The sequence below is a fragment of the Thermus brockianus genome (genome assembly GCF_021462505.1).
Classification (GTDB): domain Bacteria; phylum Deinococcota; class Deinococci; order Deinococcales; family Thermaceae; genus Thermus; species Thermus hydrothermalis.
In genome coordinates this window covers 15,880-31,357 of record NZ_JAKEDV010000012.1, presented here as the reverse complement: position 1 = coordinate 31,357, position 15,478 = coordinate 15,880, and the positions used below count along the sequence as shown (strand labels likewise).

20 protein-coding genes are annotated in these 15,478 nt (G+C 68.2%); 13 read left to right on the top strand and 7 right to left on the bottom strand.

Annotated elements, in window-relative coordinates:
* The first annotated feature begins 156 nt into the window (after positions 1 to 156).
* The 6 genes from LXN00_RS12005 (at position 157) to LXN00_RS11980 (ending at position 6,189) form a co-directional block, all read left to right on the top strand.
* Positions 157 to 1,431: a thymidine phosphorylase gene (locus tag LXN00_RS12005; RefSeq protein WP_234508533.1), complete on the top strand. Its 1,275-nt coding sequence runs from the start codon at positions 157 to 159 to the stop codon at positions 1,429 to 1,431.
* 16 nt (positions 1,432 to 1,447) lie between these two features.
* Positions 1,448 to 2,347, top strand: coding sequence for a M23 family metallopeptidase (locus LXN00_RS12000; protein WP_234508531.1), 900 nt, complete (start codon positions 1,448 to 1,450; stop codon positions 2,345 to 2,347).
* A 10-nt stretch (positions 2,348 to 2,357) separates the two neighbouring features.
* Positions 2,358 to 2,720 (top strand): bactofilin family protein, encoded by a 363-nt coding sequence (locus LXN00_RS11995; RefSeq protein WP_234508529.1) that lies wholly within the window; start codon positions 2,358 to 2,360, stop codon positions 2,718 to 2,720.
* Position 2,721: 1 nt separating this feature from the next.
* Positions 2,722 to 3,579 (top strand): acetyl-CoA carboxylase, carboxyltransferase subunit beta, encoded by an 858-nt coding sequence (accD, locus tag LXN00_RS11990; protein WP_234508527.1) that lies wholly within the window; start codon positions 2,722 to 2,724, stop codon positions 3,577 to 3,579.
* Positions 3,563 to 4,513 carry an acetyl-CoA carboxylase carboxyltransferase subunit alpha gene (locus tag LXN00_RS11985; RefSeq protein ID WP_234508525.1) on the top strand — a complete coding sequence of 317 codons (951 nt, stop codon included), beginning with the start codon at positions 3,563 to 3,565 and terminating at the stop codon, positions 4,511 to 4,513. Before accD ends, LXN00_RS11985 begins: the two co-directional genes overlap by 17 nt.
* 68 nt (positions 4,514 to 4,581) lie before the next feature.
* The gene (locus LXN00_RS11980) at positions 4,582 to 6,189 is read left to right on the top strand and encodes a PEGA domain-containing protein (protein ID WP_234508523.1); all 1,608 of its coding nucleotides are present in this window, start codon (positions 4,582 to 4,584) and stop codon (positions 6,187 to 6,189) included.
* A 17-nt stretch (positions 6,190 to 6,206) separates the two neighbouring features.
* On the opposite strand, the gene LXN00_RS11975 is transcribed toward LXN00_RS11980, so the two are convergent.
* Positions 6,207 to 6,848, bottom strand: a complete 642-nt coding sequence (locus tag LXN00_RS11975; protein WP_234508521.1) for a DUF1648 domain-containing protein — start codon at positions 6,846 to 6,848, stop codon at positions 6,207 to 6,209.
* A 24-nt stretch (positions 6,849 to 6,872) separates the two neighbouring features.
* Here LXN00_RS11975 and LXN00_RS11970 point away from each other — a divergent pair, with 24 nt between their 5' ends.
* From LXN00_RS11970 to LXN00_RS11960, 3 genes are read left to right on the top strand one after another with little or no spacing between them, the layout of a single operon-like run.
* Entirely contained in the window at positions 6,873 to 7,565 is a 693-nt protein-coding gene (locus LXN00_RS11970) for an NTP transferase domain-containing protein (RefSeq protein ID WP_234508519.1), read from the top strand.
* Between the two features lie 4 nt (positions 7,566 to 7,569).
* The gene (locus LXN00_RS11965) at positions 7,570 to 8,115 is read left to right on the top strand and encodes a hypothetical protein (RefSeq protein ID WP_234508517.1); all 546 of its coding nucleotides are present in this window, start codon (positions 7,570 to 7,572) and stop codon (positions 8,113 to 8,115) included.
* Positions 8,116 to 8,168: 53 nt separating this feature from the next.
* Complete coding sequence (locus LXN00_RS11960) at positions 8,169 to 8,408, top strand: ferredoxin (protein WP_003043460.1); 240 nt, start codon at positions 8,169 to 8,171, stop codon at positions 8,406 to 8,408.
* A gap of 7 nt (positions 8,409 to 8,415) precedes the next feature.
* Here the strand turns inward: LXN00_RS11960 and LXN00_RS11955 are convergent, their stop codons facing one another.
* From LXN00_RS11955 to LXN00_RS11945, 3 genes are all read right to left on the bottom strand, one after another.
* On the bottom strand, positions 8,416 to 8,901 hold the full coding sequence (locus tag LXN00_RS11955) for a GNAT family N-acetyltransferase (RefSeq protein WP_234508515.1): 486 nt from the start codon (positions 8,899 to 8,901) through the stop codon (positions 8,416 to 8,418).
* A gap of 73 nt (positions 8,902 to 8,974) precedes the next feature.
* A complete protein-coding gene (locus LXN00_RS11950; RefSeq protein WP_014516375.1) occupies positions 8,975 to 9,196 on the bottom strand; it encodes a cold-shock protein in 222 nt (73 codons plus the stop codon).
* Between the two features lie 116 nt (positions 9,197 to 9,312).
* Positions 9,313 to 10,362, bottom strand: a complete 1,050-nt coding sequence (locus LXN00_RS11945; protein ID WP_234508513.1) for a DnaJ C-terminal domain-containing protein — start codon at positions 10,360 to 10,362, stop codon at positions 9,313 to 9,315.
* A gap of 147 nt (positions 10,363 to 10,509) precedes the next feature.
* Here LXN00_RS11945 and LXN00_RS11940 point away from each other — a divergent pair, with 147 nt between their 5' ends.
* Complete coding sequence (locus tag LXN00_RS11940; RefSeq protein ID WP_234508511.1) at positions 10,510 to 11,571, top strand: alanine--glyoxylate aminotransferase family protein; 1,062 nt, start codon at positions 10,510 to 10,512, stop codon at positions 11,569 to 11,571.
* Here LXN00_RS11940 and LXN00_RS11935 read toward each other — a convergent pair.
* Positions 11,563 to 12,348, bottom strand: coding sequence for an undecaprenyl-diphosphate phosphatase (locus LXN00_RS11935; RefSeq protein ID WP_234508509.1), 786 nt, complete (start codon positions 12,346 to 12,348; stop codon positions 11,563 to 11,565). The two genes, LXN00_RS11940 and LXN00_RS11935, sit on opposite strands and share 9 nt — an antisense overlap.
* Positions 12,349 to 12,362: 14 nt before the next feature.
* Here LXN00_RS11935 and ispD point away from each other — a divergent pair, with 14 nt between their 5' ends.
* Genes ispD through LXN00_RS11920 form a run of 3 tightly spaced genes read left to right on the top strand, consistent with a single transcriptional unit; the run spans position 12,363 to position 14,366 of the window.
* Entirely contained in the window at positions 12,363 to 13,004 is a 642-nt protein-coding gene (gene ispD, locus LXN00_RS11930) for a 2-C-methyl-D-erythritol 4-phosphate cytidylyltransferase (RefSeq protein WP_234508507.1), read from the top strand.
* Positions 12,992 to 13,831, top strand: coding sequence for a 4-(cytidine 5'-diphospho)-2-C-methyl-D-erythritol kinase (gene ispE / locus LXN00_RS11925; protein ID WP_234508506.1), 840 nt, complete (start codon positions 12,992 to 12,994; stop codon positions 13,829 to 13,831). Before ispD ends, ispE begins: the two co-directional genes overlap by 13 nt.
* Positions 13,797 to 14,366, top strand: coding sequence for a hypothetical protein (locus tag LXN00_RS11920; protein ID WP_234508504.1), 570 nt, complete (start codon positions 13,797 to 13,799; stop codon positions 14,364 to 14,366). Before ispE ends, LXN00_RS11920 begins: the two co-directional genes overlap by 35 nt.
* On the opposite strand, the gene LXN00_RS11915 is transcribed toward LXN00_RS11920, so the two are convergent.
* Both LXN00_RS11915 and LXN00_RS11910 read right to left on the bottom strand, forming a co-directional pair.
* Positions 14,363 to 14,857, bottom strand: a complete 495-nt coding sequence (locus LXN00_RS11915) for a CarD family transcriptional regulator (RefSeq protein WP_234508502.1) — start codon at positions 14,855 to 14,857, stop codon at positions 14,363 to 14,365. The two genes, LXN00_RS11920 and LXN00_RS11915, sit on opposite strands and share 4 nt — an antisense overlap.
* Positions 14,854 to 15,414, bottom strand: a complete 561-nt coding sequence (locus tag LXN00_RS11910) for a TetR/AcrR family transcriptional regulator (protein ID WP_039457764.1) — start codon at positions 15,412 to 15,414, stop codon at positions 14,854 to 14,856. Before LXN00_RS11910 ends, LXN00_RS11915 begins: the two co-directional genes overlap by 4 nt.
* Between the last annotated feature and the right edge of the window lie 64 nt (positions 15,415 to 15,478).

The following is a 15,478-nucleotide window of genomic DNA, read 5'->3' as shown; positions in this document are numbered from 1 at the left end:
GCCAGGGGCGCTCCCTCTTTCCGAACGGTCGGGGGTTCCGCCTACGCCCCGGCCGAGGCGGGCCTGGGTCCTATGGGGCGCATCCGGTAAACCGCTCCTCCCATCCTGGAGGGGGCGGTTTACCGGGAGGGCCCGGCTTTGGCGTAGCATGGGCCCATGAACCCCGTGCTTTTCATCCGCGAGAAGCGGGAGGGAGGCAAGCACCGGCAGGAAGACCTAAAGGCCTTCCTCCTGGGCTACCTGAAGGAGGAGGTCCCCGACTACCAGGTGGCCGCCTGGCTCATGGCCGCCTTCCTCCGGGGCCTGGACCGGGAGGAAACCCTTTGGCTCACGGAGACCATGGCCTATTCCGGGAAGGTCCTGGACCTTTCCGGCCTGCCCCATCCCGTGGACAAGCACTCCTCGGGCGGGGTGGGGGACAAGGTGAGCCTGGTGGTGGGGCCCATCCTGGCCGCAAGCGGTTGCACCTTCGCCAAGATGTCCGGCCGGGGCCTGGCCCACACCGGGGGGACCATTGACAAGCTGGAGTCCGTGCCCGGCTGGCGGGGGGAGATGACGGAGGCGGAGTTTCTGGAAAGGGCTAGGCGGGTGGGCCTCGTCATCGCCGCCCAAAGCCCCGACCTCGCTCCCCTGGACGGGAAGCTTTACGCCCTTCGCGACGTGACCGCCACCGTGGAGAGCATCCCCCTCATCGCCAGCTCCATCATGAGCAAAAAGCTCGCCGCTGGGGCGCGGAGCATCGTCCTGGACGTGAAGGTGGGCAAGGGGGCCTTCATGAAGACCCTGGAGGAGGCCCGCCTCCTGGCAAAGACCATGGTGGAGATCGGCCAAGGGGCGGGCAGGCGGGTGAAGGCCCTCCTCACCAGCATGGAGGCTCCCTTGGGCCGGGCGGTGGGGAACGCCATAGAGGTGCGGGAGGCCCTTTTGGCCCTTAAGGGGGAGGGCCCCGAGGACCTGGTGGCGGTGGCCTTGCGTCTGGCGGAGGAAGCCTTGCGCCTCGAGGGCCTGGACCCAGGCCTCGCCCAGAAGGCCCTGGAAAGCGGGGCCGCTTTGGAGAAGTTTAGGGCCTTCCTCGAGGCCCAAGGAGGAAACCCGAAGGTGGTGGAGGACTTCTCCCTCCTGCCCCTTGGGGAAGAGTTGCCCCTTCTGAGCCGGGAGGCCGGGGTGGTGCGGGAGGTGGACGCCTACCGGGTGGGCCTGGCGGTTTTGGCCCTGGGGGGTGGGCGGCGCAGGAAGGGCGAGGCCATTGACCACGGGGTGGGGGTTTACCTCATGAAAAAGCCCGGGGACCGGGTGGAAAGGGGGGAGGCCCTGGCCCTCCTCTACCACCGGGGGCGGGGGGTGGAGGAGGCCTTGGACCACCTGCGGGAGGCCTTCCTTTTGGGGGAAACGGCAAGCCCCTTGCCCCTCGTTCTGGAGGCGGTGGGATAGGGTAAACTCTAGCGGGATGAAAAGGCGGCCCGTGCGCTACACCCTCCTTCTCGCCCGAAGCGGCGGGGGGAGCCATGCCCTAAGCCTCCCCGGGTGGGCGGCCCTCCTCCTCCTGGCCCTTTTGGCCTTGTGGAGCGGGGCCAACCTTTACTTTTGGCACCGGGCCCAGGAGGCCCGGGATTTGGAGGCCAGAATGCGCGCCTTGGCCCAGGAGGCCCGCAGGCTTTCCCTGGCCCTCGAGGCGGAAAAGGCCAAAAACGGGGCGCTTTCCCAGGAGGCGGAGCGTACCAAAAGGGAACTGGAAGCCTTGAAAAAGGCCATTGACGAGCTCCGCCGCCGCGCCGGGCTTTCCCCCCTCAACGCCCTGCCCGTGCGCTACCAAGAGGGGGGACAGGGCGGGGGGGCCATGGCGGGGTGGGCGGAGGTGCGGGCCACGGTGCTGGACCTGCAAAACCAGGTGCGGGAGCTTGTTCCGGCCTTGGAGCGCACGTTGGAGGTGGAGGCGAGCCTCCCCCGGGGGCTTCCCCTCCGGGGCCATGGGGGCATCACCTCCTCCTTCGGTACCCGCAAAAACCCCTTTGGCCCCGGCCTGGAGTTCCACGATGGGCTGGATTTCTCCGCCCCCTACGGGGCGCCGGTCCACGCCACGGGCGGCGGGGTGGTGGCCCGGGTGGGCTGGATGGGGCCCTATGGCCTCGCCGTCCTCTTGGACCACGCCGAGGGCTACCAGACCCTTTACGGCCACCTCTCCCGCATCCTGGTGCGGCCTGGGGAACGGGTGGAGCGGGGGCAGGTTCTGGGCTACGTGGGCTCCACGGGCCGCTCCACGGGGCCCCACCTGCACTACGGCGTCTACCGCCACGGCGTCCCCCTGGACCCCAGGCCCTACCTTTCCCCCGCCTGGGCGGGCCGGTAAAATGGGGCGGATGCTCGCAAGGAGGCAGAACCCCCTCACCTACCTGGCCCCGGAAACCGAGGTCCTGGGCGACCTCAAGGCCAAGGGCCAGGTGCGCATAGACGGCCTGGTCCGGGGTTCGGTCTACGTGGAAGGGGAGCTGGAGGTGGGGCGCACGGGCCGCATAGAAGGGGAGCGCATAGAGGCCCAGGCGGTGCAGATCCACGGGGAGGTCAAGGCCGATATCGTGGCCGGGAAGGTGGCCCTTTCCAAAACGGCCCGCTTCACGGGGAGCGTGCGGGCCCAGGCCCTGGACGTGGAGGCGGGGGCGGTCTTCATCGGCCAGAGCCTGGCTGGGGAGAGCCGGGCCCTCGAGGCTCCCAAGGAGGCGTAGCGTGGCCTTAGAGAGGCTTTTCCGCCGCAAGCGCCCGAGCGGGGAGAACCGGGACGTCCCCGAGCTTTGGACCAAGTGCGAGGCCTGCGGGGCCCAGCTCTACAAAAAGGAGTTCAAGGAAAACCTCTACGTCTGCCCCAAGTGCGGCCACCACCACCGCATGCCCGCCGCCGAGCGGGTGGCCATGCTGGCCGACCCCGGCACCTTCCAGGAAACCACCCGCCTCGCCCCCCTGGACCCCTTGGGCTTCGTGGACACCAAGCCCTATAGGGAGCGCCTCGAGGCCTACCAGAAGGAAACGGGGCGCAAGGACGCCATCGTGGGCGGCACCTGCGCCATCGGGGGGGTCCCGAGCGTCCTTTTGGTCATGGACTACGCCTTTGCCGGGGGGTCCATGGGGAGCGTGGTGGGGGAGGAGATCGCCCGGGGGGTGGAGCGGGCGGCGGAAGAGGGCAGGGCCCTCGTCATCGTGGCCGCCTCGGGGGGCGCGAGGATGCAGGAGGCGGCCCTTTCCCTCATGCAGATGGCCAAGACGGTGATGAGCCTGGACCTCCTTTGGGCCAAGCGCCTTCCCTACGTTTCCGTCCTCACCGACCCCACCACGGGGGGGGTCACGGCCAGCTTCGCCGCCTTGGCGGACGTCATCTTCGCCGAGCCCGGGGCCCTCATCGGCTTCGCCGGTCCTCGGGTGATCCGCCAGACCATCCGCCAGGAGCTCCCCGAGGGCTTCCAGCGCGCGGAGTTTCTCTTAAAGCACGGCATGGTGGACCGGGTCACGGACCGCCGTAGGCTCAAGGCGGAGGTGGTCCAGGCCCTGCGCCACCTACACCCCGGAGTCCCCTATGCCCCTGGAGTTTGAAAAGCCCATCCTGGAACTGGAAAAGCGCATCCAGGAGCTCAAGGAAACTGCCCGCACCACGGGCGTGGACCTGGAGGCGGAGATCCGCCTTCTGGAGGAGCGCTTGGCGCGGCTCAAGCAGGAGATCTATGGCAACCTCACCCCCTGGCAGCGGGTGCAGCTCGCCCGGGCCCCAGGGCGGCCCACCACCTTGGACGTGTTGGCCAAGGCCTTCCAGGACTTCCTGGAGCTCCACGGGGACCGGGCCTTCGCCGACGACCCCGCCATCGTGGGGGGGCTCGCCTACCTGGAGGGGCAGAAGGTGGTGGTGGTGGGCCACCAGAAGGGGCGGGACACCAAGGAGAACCTCCAGCGCAACTTCGGCATGCCCCACCCCGAGGGGTACCGCAAGGCCATGCGCCTCATGGACCTGGCGGACCGCTTCGGCTACCCCTTCATCAGCTTCATTGACACCCCGGGGGCCTACCCCGGGGTTTCCGCCGAGGAGCGGGGCCAGGCCTGGGTCATCGCCCAGAGCATCCAGCGCATGGGGCGCCTAAGGGTGCCCGCCATTGCCGTGATCCTGGGGGAGGGGGGAAGCGGGGGGGCCTTGGCCATCGGGGTGGCCAACCGGGTCCTGATCCTGGAAAACGCCTGGTACTCCGTCATTAGCCCCGAGTCCTGCGCCGCCATCCTCTGGCGGGACGCTAAGGAGGCTCCCAAGGCGGCGGAGGCCCTTAAGCTCACGGCCCACGACCTCCTGGCCCTTGGGGTGGTGGACGCCGTCATCCCCGAGCCCGAGGGCGGGGCCCACAAGGACCCGGACCGGGCCATCCAGAACGTGAAGGAAGCCCTTCTGCGGACCCTGGAGGAACTCAAGGCCCTCACCCCGGAAACCCTTTACCAGGACCGCTACCGCCGCTTCCGCGCCCTGGGGGCCTACGCCGAGTCTTAAGGGGCCTTGGCCTCCTTCCCTCAGGATTTTCACAGGAACCCTTTAGCCTGAGGGCGGAGGTGAGGAATATGCGGAGGTTCCTCCTAGCGGTGTTGGGATTGGGGGCAGTTTTGGCCCAGCAGCTAAGCCCCCAGGGCATCCTCATCAACCCGGTGCCCACGGATTTGCAGGTCAAGGTCTGGGTGGACAAGGACCCCGGCAAGCGGGGTACGGCCCTTTACCAGGTGGGGGAGCCCATCCACATCTACGTGAACGTGAACCAAGACGCCTACGTCTATCTCTTCAATATCAACGCCGACGGGAAGATAGACCCCATCCTGCCCAACGCCTACGAGCGGGATAACTTCCTAAGGGCGGGGGAGACGCGGCGGTTTCCCCCGGAATGGGCCCGTTACCGCTACACCGTGACCGGCCCTGAGGGGGAAGACCGCATCCTGGCGGTGGCGAGCCGGAGGCCCCTTTCCCTCCTGGAGATTTTGGACCTGGAGGGGAACCGGGTGCGGGTAGAGGGGGCGGAGGGGCTTGCGAGGGCGCTTTCCATCGTCATTGAGCCCATTCCGGCCCGGGACTGGGTCACGGACGTGGCCCGCTACTACGTGGGCCGGGTAACCGCGCCGCCCCCTTCCACCGCCACCTTGGCGGTGGACTCGAGGCCCCAAGGGGCCGAGGTCTACCTGGACGGCCGCTTCCAAGGGCGCACGCCCCTTTCCCTCTCCGTGAACCCGGGGCGGCAGGAAGTGGAGGTGCGGCTTCCCGGTTACCAGCCCTACCGGGTGGCGGTGAACCCGAGGCCTGGGGAACGGGTGCAAATCTTCGCCCAGCTCGTTCCCGAGCTCCGGCAGGGCACCTTGGCGGTGGCCTCCACGCCCGGCGGGGCGGAGGTCTACCTGAATGGCGCCTTGCGGGGCCGCACCCCCCTAAGCCTCGCCCTGCCCGAGGGGCGGTACGAGGTGGAGCTTAGGCTTTCCGGTTACGAGCCCTACCGTACCCGCATTGAGGTGCGCCGGGGGGAGACCACGCGGTTGGACGTGCGCCTAAGCCCCATCCGCACCGGCACCCTCCTCCTGGAGTCCAGCCCCTCGGGGGCCGAGGTCTACCTGAACGGGCAGCTTAGGGGACGCACCCCCTTGCGGCTCACCCTGGACGAGGGGACCTACCGGGTGGAGCTTAGGCTTCCCGGCTACGAGCCCTACACCGCCAGCGTCCGGGTGGAGCGGGGCCGGGAGACGCGGCTTTCCGCCAGGCTTACCCCCATCCGCACCGGGGAGCTCTCCTTGGAGGTGAGGCCCCAAGGGGCCGAGGTCTACGTGGACGGCCGCTTGGTGGGGCGGGGTTCCGTGCGGCTTAGCCTCGAGGCCGGCCTGCACGAGGTGCGGGTGGTGGCCCCCGGCTACACCGAGTACCGGGCCCAGGTGGAGGTGCGCCCCGGGGAAAGCCTGCGGCTTTTTGTGGAGCTTGTGCCCCTGCGGGCTGTCTTGGAGCTCTACCTCAACGTGGAGGCCCGGGTCTTCCTGAACGGCGAAGAGGTGGGGCTCGCCCGGGGTGGCTACCTCCGCCTGGAGGCGCCCCCGGGGGAGTACGAGCTCACCCTGGTGGCCAAGGGCTACCGCACCCTGGTGCAGACGGTGCGCCTAAGCGGCAACCAGGTGCTCAGGCTAGAGCTTAGACCGCTTTAGAAGGCCGGCCCCGGCCCTTAAGGGCCGGGGCGCTTTTTCCGCCAAGCCAGGTAGGAGAAGACCACCAGGTAGAGGGCGCCCAAAAGGAGCCCTAAAAGCCATAGCCAGATTCCCCACGCTCCCAGGAAGGCGGCGGCCCAGGCGAGAAGCCCGAGGAGGGCGAAGACGAGGCCCGCCCGCCTATGGGTCTTTCGCCACACCTCAGGGTTTTCCAGGGTCCAGGGGGTGCGCACCCCCGCCAGGTAGTTTTGGGGAAGCCGGGGGAGGAGGGGCCCAAGGACCAGGAAGACGAGCCCCACCCCGATCAGGATGGCCTGCCCTACGGGAAAAGGGTTTCCCTGTACCGCCCGCCAGAGGGCATAGAGCAGGGTCCCCTGCAGGAAGAAGAAGGCCCAGACCACCCCGGCCACCAGCCAGGGCCAGACCCAAGGCGCTTGCCCCTTGAGCTTGGGGTCTAAACGGGGGGCCAAGGCGAGGAGGGGGTAAAGGAGGAAGGTGAGGACCAGGGGCAGGAGGAAGATCTCCAGGCGGCTCCCGTACCGGTCCACCTCCCCTTGGGCGTTGAAGTGGGCGGGGATCCTTTCCGGGAGCAAGGCGTAGGCGTAGAGGGTGATGCCCCAGGTGAAAAGGAGCCCCAAAGGCGCAAGGAGGCGCTTCATCCCTAAAGCCTATACCATGGGGGCATGGAGGCCATCGTTCTAGGGGGCGGCGAGGAGGCTTGGGCCAGGAAATACGGGGTGCGGAGCAAGGCTTTGGTGCCCTACCGGGGAAGGCCTTTGGCGGAGTGGGTGCTTTCCGCCTTGGCCGAGGCGGGGCTTTCCGCCCTCTACGTGGGGGAAAACCCTGGGCTTACCCCCCCTCCCCGCCTCACCCTGCCGGACCAAGGGAGTCTCCTCGCCAACCTGGAGGCGGCCTTGGCCCATGTGGAGGGCCGGGTCCTGGTGGCCACCGCCGACATTCCCCACCTCACCCCGGAGGCGGTGCGCTTCGTCTTGGAGAGGGCGCCGGAAGCGGCCTTGGTCTACCCCATCGTGCCCAAGGAGAAGGTGGAGGCCCGCTTTCCCAAGACCCGGCGCACCTACGCCCGGCTCAAGGAGGGGACCTTCACCGGGGGGAACCTCCTCCTTTTGGACAAGGCCCTCTTCTTCCAGGCCCTGCCCCTGGCCAAACGGGTGGTGGCCCTGCGCAAGAGGCCCTTGGCCCTGGCCCGGCTGGTGGGCCTGGATATCCTCCTCAAGCTCCTTCTGGGGAAGCTCTCCCTGGCCGAGGTGGAGGCCAGGGCGAGCCGGATCCTGGGGGTGGAGGCCAGGGCCCTCCTCACCCCTTACCCCGAGGTGGGGGTGGACGTGGACCGGGAGGAGGAATTGGTAAGCTAGACCCATGCGCACGGTGAAAGAGCTACGCCTGGCGGGGCTTTTCGCCTACCTGGCGGCCTTGGTGTTGGGGCTTTTATTTTCCTACCTCCTCCACGTCCTCTTGGGGGGCGGCGGGCGGCTTGGGTGGGGAAGCTTCAACCTGGCTGGGCTTCTGGAGGGGCTTGGGTTCGTGCTCGCCTTTACCTTCGCCCTTTATCTGGCCAAGAAGGCGGTGCGGGTGCCCTGCACCACCCTGCTCACCGCCGGGCTTCTGGGACCCGCCCCCGCCCGCCGCCTGGCCAAGCCCCTGCCCCGGGTGGAGGGCCTCGAGGCCTACGAGGGCCGGGGGGTGGCCCTCTTGGTGCAGGAGGGGAGGCCCGTGGGCGTCCTGGGCCTTGCCGACCACATCCTGCCCTTGGAGGAGGTGGCGGGCGTGGAGGAGGAGGTGGCGGTGGGCGAGCTCGCCCCCCTTTTCCTCCGCCAGCCTTTGGTGCTGGTCTTCCGGGGGGAGGAGGTCCTCGGGGCCATTCCCCGGGAGGCCTTCTTCCGCCACATGGGCTTTGACGCTTGACAAGTGGGTTCCTGCCCTAAAATAGGGGGGAGCGGTCGCTCGGGAGGTGAAGGATGCCGCACGTGATCTGTGAGCCCTGCATCGGAGTCAAGGACCAGTCCTGCGTGGAGGTGTGCCCCGTGGAGTGCATCTACGACGGGGGGGACCAGTTCTACATCCACCCCGAGGAGTGCATTGACTGCGGGGCCTGCGTGCCCGCTTGCCCGGTGAACGCCATCTTCCCCGAGGAGGACGTTCCCGAGCAGTGGAAGTCCTACATTGAGAAGAACCGCAAGCTGGCGGGGCTAGAGTAAACCCCCGCTAGGGGCCAGCCCTAAGCTCGCGCACGTACCAGCTAAGGGCTGGCCCCCCGTCTTTCACGTGGCGGAAGCCCTGGGCCAGGAAGAAGGCGATGGCGCGGGCGTTGTTGCCGTAGACCACGGCGTAAAGCCGCTCTACCCCGGCCAGGTGCTCCACCAGGTGGGCGAGGGCCCGCTGGCCCAAGCCCTGGCCCTGGCGGTCTTCCCGGATGAGGAGGAGGCTTAGGGTGGCGTCTTTGGCCTCGGGGTAGTGGAGCTTGTAGTCCAGATAGCCCACGGCCTCCCCTTCCTGGAAGATCAGGAAGGCGCGGCGCCGATGGTCCTTTTCCAGGGTGGCGAGGTCGCGGGCCACGTCCTCGAGGGTGGGCATCTCCATGCCGATGAGGGCGAAGTACCCGGGGCTTCCCTGGTAGACCGCGTGGAGAAGGGGGGCGTCCTCCGGGGCCGCCGGGCGGAAGGCGAGGCTTAGGGTCCGCATCTCCCCCATGCTACCCTGCCCCTTCTAAGAGGCGGGTGAAAGAAAACCGCCCCGGGTTTCCCGGGGCGGCTCTCCGCCACGTTTACCTGCGGGCCGGCTCCACCACGGTGACGTTCACCGCCTGGGGGCCCTTGCCGTTCTTGCCCGGCTCCACGTCAAAGGTGACGATGTCGCCCTCGTTCAGGGTGCGGAACCCCTTGGCGTTGATGGCGCTGAAGTGGACGAAGACGTCCGTGTCCCCCTCGCGCTCAATGAAGCCGTAGCCCTTCTCCGCATTGAACCACTTGACCCGACCCTTCTGCATACCGCTCCTTCGCTTCCAGGCCCTTTTGGGGCCCGTATCCGGGGCCTTAGGGGTTGCTTTAGACCCATGGGGCCACCCTATAGCGACCCGGAATACCTTACTTTACCACGAGGGGCCTATTTGCGGAAGAACCCCTTGACCCTTTCCCAGAAGCCCTCGGGGGCTACCCTTTCCCCCACCTCCTCGGCATAGGCCCGGAGGAGCTCCCGGGCCCTAGGGGAGAGCTTCTTGGGCACGGAAAGCTCCACCACCACCCTTAGCGCCCCCCGTCCCCGGCCCCCTGGGTGGGGCAGGCCTTCCCCGGGAAGCTCAAACACCTCCCCGTGCCCCGTTCCCGGGGGGATCTCCAGGGGGATGGGGCCGGAAAGCCCCGGCACCTCCACCTGGGCGCCCAGGGCGGCCTGGGCCAGGCCCAGGTGCAGGCGAAAGACCAGGTCCGCCCCCTGGCGCTCCAGGTGAGGGTGGGGGCGCACCCGCAGGCGGATGTAGAGATCGCCGGGCCCCCCTGGGCCCAGGTTCCCGTAACCGGGCACCCGCAGGAGGTGGCCTTCGTCCATCCCTGGGGGGATGCGCACCGTAATCCTTTCCTCCCGGGGGATGCGCCCCCGGCCGTGGCAGGCGGGGCAGGCCTCCGCCAGAAGGTGGCCCTGGCCCTTGCAGTGGGGGCAGGTGGTGCGGGTGACGAAGCCGCCGAAAAGGCCTTGGCGAAAGCTTTCCACCACCCCGCGCCCCCCACAGGTGGGGCAGGCCACCCGCTTACCCCCCTGGCCCCCGCAGGCCTCGCACGGCACGAGCCGGGCGTAGACCACCTCCGCCTCCTTGCCTTCCAGGAGGTCCTTTAGCTCCACCTCCACCTCGGCCTCCAGGTCCTCCCCCCTGGGGGCGGCCCGGGGGGAACGGAAGCCGAAGACCTGGGCGAAGAGGTCAAAGAGGTCCTCGGCGCGGTACTCCGCCTGCCCCAGAAGGCCCCGGTCATACTGGGCCCGCTTTTCCGGGTCGGAGAGCACGGCGTAGGCCTCGTTGATCTCCTTGAAGCGCTCCTCCGCCGCCTTGTCCCCCGGGTTGCGGTCGGGGTGGTACTGCAGGGCCAGCTTGCGGTAGGCCCGTTTGATTTCCTCCTGGGTGGCCTCGCGGCCCACCCCCAGGATGGCGTAGTAGTCCTTCATCCACCTAGCACTTTACAGGGAAGGGGGCCTTCTGCTAAAGTGCCGGGCAATGAGGCCCTCGCGAGCTATCCGGTAGGGGGCCCCTTCCTACGGGAAGGGCCCCCCCGGTTTGGCCGCGGGGGCCTCGCTTCATCTAGGAGGAAGCCCATGTTGCTCCTGACCCCCGGACCCACCCCCATCCCCGAACGCGTGCAGAAAGCCCTAATGCGCCCCATGCGGGGGCACCTGGACCCCGAGGTCCTGGCGGTGAACCGGGCCATCCAGGAGAGGCTCCGAAGCCTCTTTGACCCTGGGGAAGGGGCCCTGGTGGCGGCCTTGGCTGGCTCGGGGAGCCTGGGCATGGAGGCGGGCCTGGCCAACCTGGACCGGGGCCCGGTGCTCGTGTTGGTCAACGGGGCCTTCTCCGCCCGGGTGGCGGAGATGGCTGCCCTCTACGGCTTGGACCCCGACGTCCTGGAATTCCCCCCGGGGGAGGCGGTGGACCCCGAGCGGGTGGCCCAGGCCCTTAGGAAGCGCCGCTACCGCATGGTGGCCCTGGTCCACGGGGAGACCTCCACGGGGGTTTTGAACCCGGCGGAGGCCATCGGGGCCCTGGCCAAGGAGGCCGGGGCCCTTTTCTTCTTGGACGCCGTGACCACCTTGGGGATGCTCCCCTTCTCCATGCAGGCCATGGGGGTGGACTACGCCTTCACCGGGAGCCAGAAGTGCCTCTCCGCCCCCCCGGGCCTGGCCCCGGTGGCGGTTTCGGCGGAGGCGAGGAAGGCCTTTTCCGGGAGGCGGGGTTGGTACCTGGACCTCGCCCGGGTGGCGGAGCACTGGGAGCGGGGGGGGTACCACCACACCACCCCCGTCCTCCTGCACTACGCCCTCCTCGAGGCCCTGGACCTGGTCTTGGAGGAGGGCGTGGAGGCGAGGGAAAAGAGGGCGCGGGAGGTCTACGCTTGGCTTCTTGAGGAGCTAAGGGTCCGGGGCTTTAGCCCTTACCCCAAGGAAAGCCCCCTGCCCACGGTCCTGGTGGTCCGTCCCCCTGAGGGGGTGGAGGCGGACCGCCTGGTCAAGGCCCTGTACGCCCAAGGGGTGGCGGTGGCCGGGGGGATCGGCCCCACCCGGGGAGCGGTTCTGCGGCTTGGCCTCATGGGGGAGGGGGCGCGGAAGGAGCTTTACCAGGTCTTCCTGGCGGCCTTGGACCGGGCCTTGGCCCTAGTGTAGGAAGAAGTAGGCGTAGAGGAGGGCTAAGGCCATGCGGTAGTAGGCGAAGGGGCGGAAGCCATAGCGCTCCACGAAGCCGAGCATCCAGCGCACGGTGAGGAGGGCGGTGAGGAGGGCGGCGGAAAAGCCCAGGAGGAGGAGGCCATACCCCCCCTCGGGCACCGCTTGGGCGCTTTTGAGGAGGTCGTAGCCCACCGCCGCCAGCATGGTGGGGAGAGCGAGGAGGAAGCTAAACTCCGCCGCGCCCTTCCGGGATAGCCCCAGCAAGAGCCCCCCCAGGATGGTGGCCCCGCTCCGGCTCGTGCCCGGGAAGAGGGCGGCTAGGCCCTGGAAGACGCCGATGAGGGCCACCCGTTCCCAAGGGAGCTCGGTGGCGTCCCGGAAGCGGGCCCTTTCCGCCAGGCGGTCGGCGAAGAGGAGGACGAGGCCCACGAAGAAGAGGAAGAAGACCACCACCTCGTCCCGCCCCAGGACCACCCCCTTGATGAAGGGGTAGAGGAGGAAGCCCATGGCCGCCGTGGGCAGGAAGGCCACCCCGATGCGGAGCCACAGGGCCCGGTCCACCAGGAAGCGCTTCCCGTAAAGGAGGAGGATGGCCAGGATGGCCCCAAGCTGGATGGCGATGAGGAAAGTTTTCAAAAAGGCATCGCTTTCCACGGGTAGGCCGAGAAGGTGGAAAAGCAGCGTCAGGTGGCCGGTGGAGGAGACGGGCAGGAACTCCGTGAGCCCCTCCACCACCCCCAAGAGAAGGGCTTCCCAAGCGCTCATGCGGCCCATGCTACCATGGGGGCGTGGAGGTTTCCGTCCTCATCCCCGCCGCCGGGAGGGGGGAGCGGCTCGGCCTTGGGCCCAAGGCCTTCCTGAAGGTGGGGGGAAAGACCCTCTTGGAATGGGCCTTGGCCGCTTTTGCCCAGGCGGCGGAGGTCCTGGTGGCCCTTCCTCCCGGGATGGAGGCGCCCAAGGGCCTCAGGGCCACCTTTCTGCCGGGCGGGGAAACCCGCCAGGCCTCCGTGGCCCGGCTTCTGGAGGCGGCAAGCCTCCCCTTGGTCCTGGTGCACGATGTGGCCCGGCCCTTCGTGAGCCGGGGCCTTTTGGATAGGGTCCTGAAGGCCACAGAGGCCACGGGGGCGGCGGTGCCCGTTTTGCCCGTGCCGGACACCTTGGTCCAGCCGGAAGGGGAGGGCTACGGGGAGGTGGTGCCCCGGGAGGCCTTGCGCCTGGTGCAGACCCCCCAGGGCTTCTTCACCGCCCTTTTGCGGGAGGCCCATGCCTACGCCAGGAAACGGGGCCTTTCCGCCACGGACGATGCCCAGCTGGTGCGGGCCCTGGGCTACCCCGTGGCCCTGGTGCCGGGGGAGCGCACGGCGTTCAAGGTCACCTACCCAGAGGACTTGGCCTTGGCGGAGGCTTTGGCGCAGGTATGGAACGGCTAGCGGTGGCCAAGGTGAACCTGGGGCTTTCCCTCTTGGGGCGGCGGCCCGATGGGTACCACGAGCTCCACACCCTCTTCGCCGCCCTCACCTTCGGGGACCGGCTCTATCTGGAGCCCATTCCCGAGGGGATTGAGTTCAGGGGGCGTTACGGCAAGCGGAACCTGGCCTACCGGGCGGCGGCCCTTTACCTGGAGAGGGCGGGCTTTCCGGGGGGGGTGCGCATCGTGTTGGAGAAGGCCCTGCCCGAGGGAGCGGGCTTGGGCGGGGGGAGCTCGGACGCCGCCCAGGTGCTTTTGGGCCTGAAGGAGCTCTATCCGGCGGAGGTGGACCTCTTCGCCTTGGCCCTTTCCTTGGGGGCGGACGTGCCCTTTTTCCTCCAGGGCGGGGGGGCAGAGGCCCGAGGGGTGGGGGAGAAGCTTCGCCCTTTGGCCCTTCCCCCCTTGCCCGTGGTGGTCTTCGCCCCGGGCCTGCGCCTTCCCACCCCCCGGGTGTACGGGGAGGTGAAGCCCCACGACTTCGCCCCCGAGCTCCCCGTGGAGGAGATCCTGGCGGCCCTCGCCCGGGGGGAAGAGCCCCCCTATTGGAATAGCCTCGAGGGCCCCGCCTTCCGCCTCTACCCCGAGCTCAAGGAGGTGAAGGCCCGCCTCAAGGCTTTCGGGCTCAAAGGGGTCCTCATGTCGGGTTCGGGGAGCGCCTTTTTTGGCCTAGCGGAAAGCGAGGACCACGCCGAGGAGGTGGTGAAGGCCCTAAGGCACCAGGGTTTTGTCCGCAAGGGTATCCTGGGAGGTTCCCATGTCCCCCTTGGAAACGGCGCTTTTTCCCTATAGCGAGGCCTTGGCGGAGCTCAAGGCCCTGCCCATCCGTTGGGACCAGGAGCGGTTTCTCTTCTGGCTCAGGCAGGACTATCCCTTTGTGGAGGCTCTTTACCGCTTCCAGGTGGGGCTTTTGGCGGAGGCGCCCCAGGCCCACCGCTTCCCCTTGGTCCAGGCCCTCTTGGCCACGGTGGAGGAGCTGGACTGGCTCCTTTCGCAAGGGGCGGATCCCAAGGAGCCCGTGCACCCCGTGCGCCAGGAATACGCCGCCCTCCTGGGGGAGATGGGGGGCCTGGCCTACCCTTACCGCCTCGTCCTCTTTTACTTCCTCAACCGCCTCTTCCTCGAGGCCTGGAACGCCCACGTGGAAGGGGAAGGCCCCTGGCAGGAGCTCGCCGAACACTGGTCGGCCCCGGAGTTCCAGGCGGTGCTCTACGACCTGGAGGTCATCGCCCAGGGCCTGTTGGCCGAGCTAAACCCCCATCTCCTGCAGGCCTACCTGGCCCGCATCCTGGAGATGGAGAAGAAGACCTGGAGCCTGCTCCTTTAGTTGAGCTCCTCGCCCCAGGCCTCCTCAAAGAGGCGCTTAGCCTCCTGGACGGAAATCTCCAGGGTCTGGGAAACCTCTTCGGCCAGGAGGTAGATGGCCCGCCTCAGGGCCTGGCGGTCCAGGTCGGCCAGGCCCCGCTCTAGTTCCCAAGCCCGAAGCTGCCCCGCCATCTGGGCGATGCGGTAGGGGTTCCCGTCCGCCAGGATCTCGCTCGTCTTCCGGTGCCTCGCCGCCCACTGCTTGGGCAGGGGCATGCGCCCGTTCTTTAGGAGGTCCAGGATGACGGGAACCTCGTCCGGGCTTAAGGCCTTGCGCATCCCCACGCTATGGGGGGCTTCCACGGGTACGTAGGCCTTGGAGCGGGAGCCGGGGAAATCCACCTGGTAGTAGGCCCGGCTTACGCCGCTAACGCTCCTTTGGGCTATGCCCGCCACCACACCGACCCCATAAGGGGGTAGGACCACCTTGTCGCCGGGACGAAACTCTTTCACGGCGCGACTCCTTTCCGGAGCACCAAAAGGAGGTGCTCCATGTAGGCCTCCACCTCTAGCTGGGGGGTACACCCTAAGGCCGCAAGGACGGCGGCGGTGGCCTTCGGGGAAAGCTCGGGCCGCACGGCCCCTTCCGCCTGGCCGCTTCGCACCAGTTCTTCCAGAAGGTCCAGGTAGTGCTGGTGCAAGCCCTTGAGCCAAGGGGTGGGGTCTTCCATGGCCTCCCGGGCCACGGCGGCCCAAAGGCCCCGCCACTCCTCTATCCAGGCCAGGCGCTTGCGCAAGAGGGCCTCCAGGCGCACAAAAAAGGGCGCCCGCAGGCGCACCACCTCCTCCACCTCCCGGTAGAAGGCCCAGGTCCTTTCCTCCACCAAGGAGCGCAGGAGGTCCTTCTTGTCGCGGAAGTAGAGGTAGATGGTGCCCTTGCCCACCTCCGCTCTCCGGGCCACCTCCTCCATCTTGAGCCCGGAAAGCCCCATCTCCCGGAGGATTTCCAAGGTGGCCTCGAGGATGGCCCGCTTCTTGTCCTTGGAAATCGCCCCCGGGGGGGATACCATCGCGGCCACGTCCTTGAGTCTACCACACCGCCCTTTTCCTTTCATGAGGAAAGCGCTACCCTAA

Bases quoted from the DNA above. Each gene is read 5' to 3' on its own strand.
- LXN00_RS11980 (WP_234508523.1), top strand. From the start codon at position 4,582: ATGCGGAGGTTCCTCCTAGCGGTGTTGGGATTGGGGGCAGTTTTGGCC.
- LXN00_RS11955 (WP_234508515.1), bottom strand. From the start codon at position 8,901: ATGGGGGAGATGCGGACCCTAAGCCTCGCCTTCCGCCCGGCGGCCCCG.
- LXN00_RS11985 (WP_234508525.1), top strand. From the start codon at position 3,563: ATGCCCCTGGAGTTTGAAAAGCCCATCCTGGAACTGGAAAAGCGCATC.
- LXN00_RS11935 (WP_234508509.1), bottom strand. From the start codon at position 12,348: ATGGGCCGCATGAGCGCTTGGGAAGCCCTTCTCTTGGGGGTGGTGGAG.
- LXN00_RS11920 (WP_234508504.1), top strand. From the start codon at position 13,797: ATGTCCCCCTTGGAAACGGCGCTTTTTCCCTATAGCGAGGCCTTGGCG.
- LXN00_RS11970 (WP_234508519.1), top strand. From the start codon at position 6,873: ATGGAGGCCATCGTTCTAGGGGGCGGCGAGGAGGCTTGGGCCAGGAAA.
- LXN00_RS11950 (WP_014516375.1), bottom strand. From the start codon at position 9,196: ATGCAGAAGGGTCGGGTCAAGTGGTTCAATGCGGAGAAGGGCTACGGC.
- LXN00_RS11995 (WP_234508529.1), top strand. From the start codon at position 2,358: ATGCTCGCAAGGAGGCAGAACCCCCTCACCTACCTGGCCCCGGAAACC.
- ispE (WP_234508506.1), top strand. From the start codon at position 12,992: ATGGAACGGCTAGCGGTGGCCAAGGTGAACCTGGGGCTTTCCCTCTTG.
- LXN00_RS11945 (WP_234508513.1), bottom strand. From the start codon at position 10,362: ATGAAGGACTACTACGCCATCCTGGGGGTGGGCCGCGAGGCCACCCAG.
- LXN00_RS11940 (WP_234508511.1), top strand. From the start codon at position 10,510: ATGTTGCTCCTGACCCCCGGACCCACCCCCATCCCCGAACGCGTGCAG.
- LXN00_RS11975 (WP_234508521.1), bottom strand. From the start codon at position 6,848: ATGAAGCGCCTCCTTGCGCCTTTGGGGCTCCTTTTCACCTGGGGCATC.
- LXN00_RS11910 (WP_039457764.1), bottom strand. From the start codon at position 15,414: ATGGTATCCCCCCCGGGGGCGATTTCCAAGGACAAGAAGCGGGCCATC.
- LXN00_RS11965 (WP_234508517.1), top strand. From the start codon at position 7,570: ATGCGCACGGTGAAAGAGCTACGCCTGGCGGGGCTTTTCGCCTACCTG.
- LXN00_RS12005 (WP_234508533.1), top strand. From the start codon at position 157: ATGAACCCCGTGCTTTTCATCCGCGAGAAGCGGGAGGGAGGCAAGCAC.
- LXN00_RS12000 (WP_234508531.1), top strand. From the start codon at position 1,448: ATGAAAAGGCGGCCCGTGCGCTACACCCTCCTTCTCGCCCGAAGCGGC.
- LXN00_RS11960 (WP_003043460.1), top strand. From the start codon at position 8,169: ATGCCGCACGTGATCTGTGAGCCCTGCATCGGAGTCAAGGACCAGTCC.